The organism is Tabrizicola sp. (assembly GCF_036781545.1).
Classification (GTDB): Bacteria; Pseudomonadota; Alphaproteobacteria; order Rhodobacterales; family Rhodobacteraceae; genus Tabrizicola.
This window is the reverse complement of record NZ_DAIQAT010000219.1, coordinates 1-4,285: the sequence shown is the minus strand read 5'-3', so window position 1 is coordinate 4,285 and position 4,285 is coordinate 1. Positions and strand designations below refer to the sequence as shown.

Genomic DNA, 4,285 nt, shown 5'->3' with positions numbered 1-4,285 from the left:
TCCGCACCGGCGCCACGCTGGAACGCACCGGCGCGATGGACGTGGTGCTGGAGGCCTTCCGTGCGCCCCCCCGCCTGCGCTTTGCCGCCCGGATGCTGGGCTGGCCGTTCAAATGGCTGGGCCTGCGGGGCGACCCGGCGCTTCCCCCCGCCACCAGGGCGCTGACCGCGCTTGGCCCCGCCTATATCAAGTTCGGCCAGGTTCTCTCCACCCGCCCAGACATCGTGGGCGAGGAACTGGCGCAGCAGCTGAAGGTCCTGCAGGACAAGCTGCCGCCCTTCCCGACCGAGACGGCAAAGGCGATGATCGAGGCCGAGTTGGATCTGCCCGTCGCCACGCTCTTCTCCGATTTCTCCGAACCCGTCGCCGCCGCCTCCATCGCCCAGGTTCACCGCGCGCGCCGCGCCGACACGGGCGAGGAGGTCGCGGTCAAGGTCCTGCGGCCCGGCATCGAACGTGCCTTCCGCAAGGACATCGACGCCTTCTACCTCGCCGCCCGCTGGATCGAGCGCCTCGCCCCCTTCTCGCGCCGCCTGCGCCCCGTCGATGTCATCGCCCATTTCGAGGGCGTGGTGATGGACGAGCTGGACCTGCGGCTCGAAAGCTCCGCCGCCGCCGAATTCGCCGCCAACACGGAAAAGGACGAAGGCTTCCAGGTGCCGAAGCCGGTCTGGTTCCTCTCCTCGCGCAACGTGATGACGCTGGGCTGGGCCGAGGGGATCGGGCTGAACGACAACGACCTGATCGACGCGGCCGGGCTGGACCGCCGGGTCATCGCCGCGCGCGTGCTGCAACTCTTCCTGAACCACGCGCTGCGCGACGGGTTCTTCCATGCCGACATGCACCAGGGCAACCTGAAGGTCGCGGCCAACGGCGACATCATCGCCTATGATTTCGGGATCATGGGCCGGATCGACGAATACACCCGCCGGGTCTATGCCGAGATCCTGATGGGCTTCATCCGCAAGGATTACCGCCGCGTCGCCGAGGTGCATTTCGAGGCCGGCTATGTGCCAGCCGACCGCGACATCGACGAATTCGCCCGCGCGCTGCGCGCCGTGGGCGAGCCGATCTTCGGCATGGACGCCAGCCGCATCTCGATGGCCCGGCTGCTGGCCTATCTTTTCGAGGTCACCGAACGCTTCGGGATGGAGACGCGGACCGAGCTGATCCTCTTGCAACGCACGATGGTGGTGGTGGAGGGCGTGGCCCGCTCGCTCGACCCGCATATCAACATCTGGGAGGTCGCCAGTCCCGTCGTCGAGCGCTACATCCGCGAGAACATCGGCCCCAAGGCCCTGCTGCGCGACCTCTTGAAGACCGCCCGCGTTCTTGGCCGCTTCGGCCCGAAGCTTCCCGCCCTGATGGAGGCGCAACTGATCCGGATCGGCAATCCCACCACCGTGGTCGTGCGGCCCCGGCGGTCCCTTGCGCCGCTGTGGTGGCTTCTTCTGGCCGCTGCGGCCTTCGGGGCCGGGATGCTGATCGACCGTCTCGTCTGACCAGCGGGCGAGCCGGAGTCCCTCAAAGGAACCTGCCAGAATTTTCGAGAGGTCTTGGGCCTCAGCCCTGCGCTTCGCGCAAGGCGGTGACGTCGGTCGCCAGTACCTCGACCCCACCCTGCAGCACCAGCCGGGTCCCCGAGGTGCCACCGCCCTTCGCCTCGATCACACGGGCATAATGCTCCACCGGCAGCGAAGAGATCACCGTCTCGCCGTTCAGGCTTTCCAGCGCGATGGAATAGGTGCCAGAGGGCAGAGGGCTGCCGTCGATCCCGGCCCCAAGCCACTGGTAGGGTTTCGCGCTGACCGGAATCTCTTCACGCGACACCAGGTTGCCTTGCGCATCCTTCACCACCAGCACCGCCCGGTTTGCCCCCACCGCCGGATTCGGCGACAGGGTCACGGGGGTGCCGTCATAGGCGACCGGCGCGGCCGAGCGCGCCTCTTTTCCGATCCAGCTGGCCATTTCCGCCATGCCCAGCTGCTGGAACTTGCCCTGCATGTCGGCCAGCAGCTGGTTGGTGCGCACCTGCTGCTCGACGCCGGAAAAGGTGGCGAGCTGTACCGCGTAATCCGCCGAATCGATGGGGTTCAGCGGGTCCTGGTTCTGCATCTGCACGGTGAGCATCTTCAGGAAGGTGTTGAAGTCCGAACTGATCGTTGTCGCGCTTCCACCGGTCCCGGTGGTGCCGGCCGACGACGATGCGGAAGTGGCAGAGGGGACGTCCATTCTGGCCTCACAGTCTCAGGTCAAGGGAATCCCCGGCAAGGGCGCGCGCGGGGGTTGGGGTGGTATCGGCCGCCCGGGGGCGCGGCGGGCTGTCCGGTTCGGGACTTGGTGCCGGACCCTGCCGACCCTCACCCGAGGCGAAGCTGCCCTCCTGACCGAAGCCGATGTCGGCCCCGGCGTAACCGGCGGATCGCAGGGCGTCGGCCAATTCGCCCGCATGGCGGCGGAAAAGCTCCAGCGTTTCGGGGCGCTCGAAGGTGATCATCACCACCATCCGGTCCGGATGGATGGCGTCGGGTTTCAGCTTCAGGCGGACCTTGCCCAGTTCGTCGGGCGATAGCGCAAGTTCGGTCGACCCGTCCGCGGCATGCGACAGGGCGGAACCGATCTGATGGGCAATCTGCGGGGCGGGCAAGGTGGCCGGGCCCGGACCCGGGACTGTGGCCGGCGCACCGGGATTGCCGGGACGGCCCGCAGCAAGGCCGGGGAGCCCCACAACGACCAGCTCTTCGCTCTGGTGATCGTCCGCACTGGCCAGGTCGGCGGCCTGCTGCAGAAGGCCGGTCGCGGGAGGCGGGAGGCGCTTCGGCGGCGATATCACGGCAGTCTGGGGCTCTGTATCGGTCGGCAGGTCCGCTGCATCCCCGCGGGGTTTTGCCGCCTCGCTGTTTGCGGCCTGAACGCCCTCGCCCACAGGCCTTGCGCCTGCGCTGGGCAGCAGGGGCGCGAGCGTCACCGGATCGTCCGACGGCCACATGACCGGAGCGATGACGCCGGTGAACAGCCTCTCCCAAACGCCGGGAACAAGTGCTGGGAGATCGCCATTCTCCGGTTCCCGATCAGCAGGCGTGGCCCCGTCCGCGTCGTCTTCCAAATCCGGCGCCGGTGCCAGAGGCGCCGACCTCGCTTGAGCCTTTGGCTGCGACGGAGCGTCCGGGATCGCCTCAGCCCGCCGATTGTCGGGCGAAGCAGCAGTTTCCCCTGCCGCCACCGTCGTCCCGGTCGCGGGCGCCACGGAACCAGACTTTCCCGGCGTCGGCCAACCCGCCTCACGCCCCTTCAACGGCGCTGCGGCTTCCGGCGGCCCATCCCCGGCATCCGCGCCACCCGCCTCCGGTGTCGCGCTTCTTCGGCTGGATTCCGGTTCGCGTGGCACGTCCAGGGCCGCGAGCAGCGATGCGGCTGCCGGTTCGGAACGGACATCTCTTGCGATTGCGGGTGCAGCCCAAGGAATCGTCTCATCCCCTTTGGCCATCCCCACTGGCGCAGGCAGCGTCGCCTCCACCTCGCGGCCGACCGGGGAAACCATCGGAGGGACCGCCACGTTCCCGCGCGCCATCGCCGCCGACGACCTCGAGGACAGCCCGATCTCCAGACCCTGCGGCAGCAGGGTCGCAGCTTCAGCTACATCCATTCGCCCCTCGCCGGTCGAATTCGCATCGAACGGGACAAGAACCGCTCCGGCCATTGGCCTGTCCTTGGGCGAGGGTAAGGTCGCCAAAGGCCCCTCCGCGGCATCATCCGGATGATCTGCACCCCGGTCGGCGAAAATCTCCCCTCTGCTCGTGCCCGACTGCCCCTCCATCGCCACCATGACCGCCTGAGGCGGGGCAGGCCTGCGGTCGGCAGCCTCCGGCTCGACCGTCATGGCAGGCAAATCCGCTGGCCCCGCCGCATCGGTCAACCCCGCCGCATCCGCCCGGCCAAAAGCGACGACCGGCGGAGCCTCGCAGGCCTCCACCCCTCCCGCCGTTCGCACGATGGCCAGCCAGGCCGGCGGCACCAGTCCCGACGCCGCGGCACAGATGGCATCCGTCTGATCCGGCCCATCGTCGCCCGTTTCCGGCGCGACCACATCGCCGAAGGCCCGCCCGTACGCATCCTCCGGCACGACCGGATCGGCGGGACCCCCAGCCGGGACGAAAGACACAGGAAGGATCGCCAGGACGCTTTGCATGGTTCCACGACTTCTGCCGCATTCGCCCCGTTATCCCGCCGAGAAGTTACCCATTCTTTACCCCCGTCGCGGATCGTTGCGAAAAATCCGACCGAT

General features: G+C 68.4%; 3 protein-coding genes. 1 reads left to right on the top strand and 2 read right to left on the bottom strand.

The genetic code is table 11. The features are described from left to right. A partial coding sequence (gene ubiB / locus V7Q39_RS19495; protein WP_333818273.1) for a 2-polyprenylphenol 6-hydroxylase occupies nt 1-1,502 on the top strand: 1,502 nt, incomplete at its 5' end. 61 nt (nt 1,503-1,563) lie between these two features. On the opposite strand, the gene V7Q39_RS19490 is transcribed toward ubiB, so the two are convergent. After that, the gene (locus tag V7Q39_RS19490; RefSeq protein ID WP_333818272.1) at nt 1,564-2,232 is read right to left on the bottom strand and encodes a flagellar hook capping FlgD N-terminal domain-containing protein; all 669 of its coding nucleotides are present in this window, start codon (nt 2,230-2,232) and stop codon (nt 1,564-1,566) included. Between the two features lie 7 nt (nt 2,233-2,239). Beyond that, nucleotides 2,240-4,123 (bottom strand): flagellar hook-length control protein FliK, encoded by a 1,884-nt coding sequence (locus V7Q39_RS19485; RefSeq protein WP_333818271.1) that lies wholly within the window; start codon nt 4,121-4,123, stop codon nt 2,240-2,242. Nucleotides 4,124-4,285: the final 162 nt, after the last annotated feature.

What these genes read in the sequence shown, in the direction of transcription:
- V7Q39_RS19490 (WP_333818272.1), bottom strand. Translation starts at nt 2,232, where the DNA reads ATGGACGTCCCCTCTGCCACTTCCGCATCGTCGTCGGCCGGCACCACC.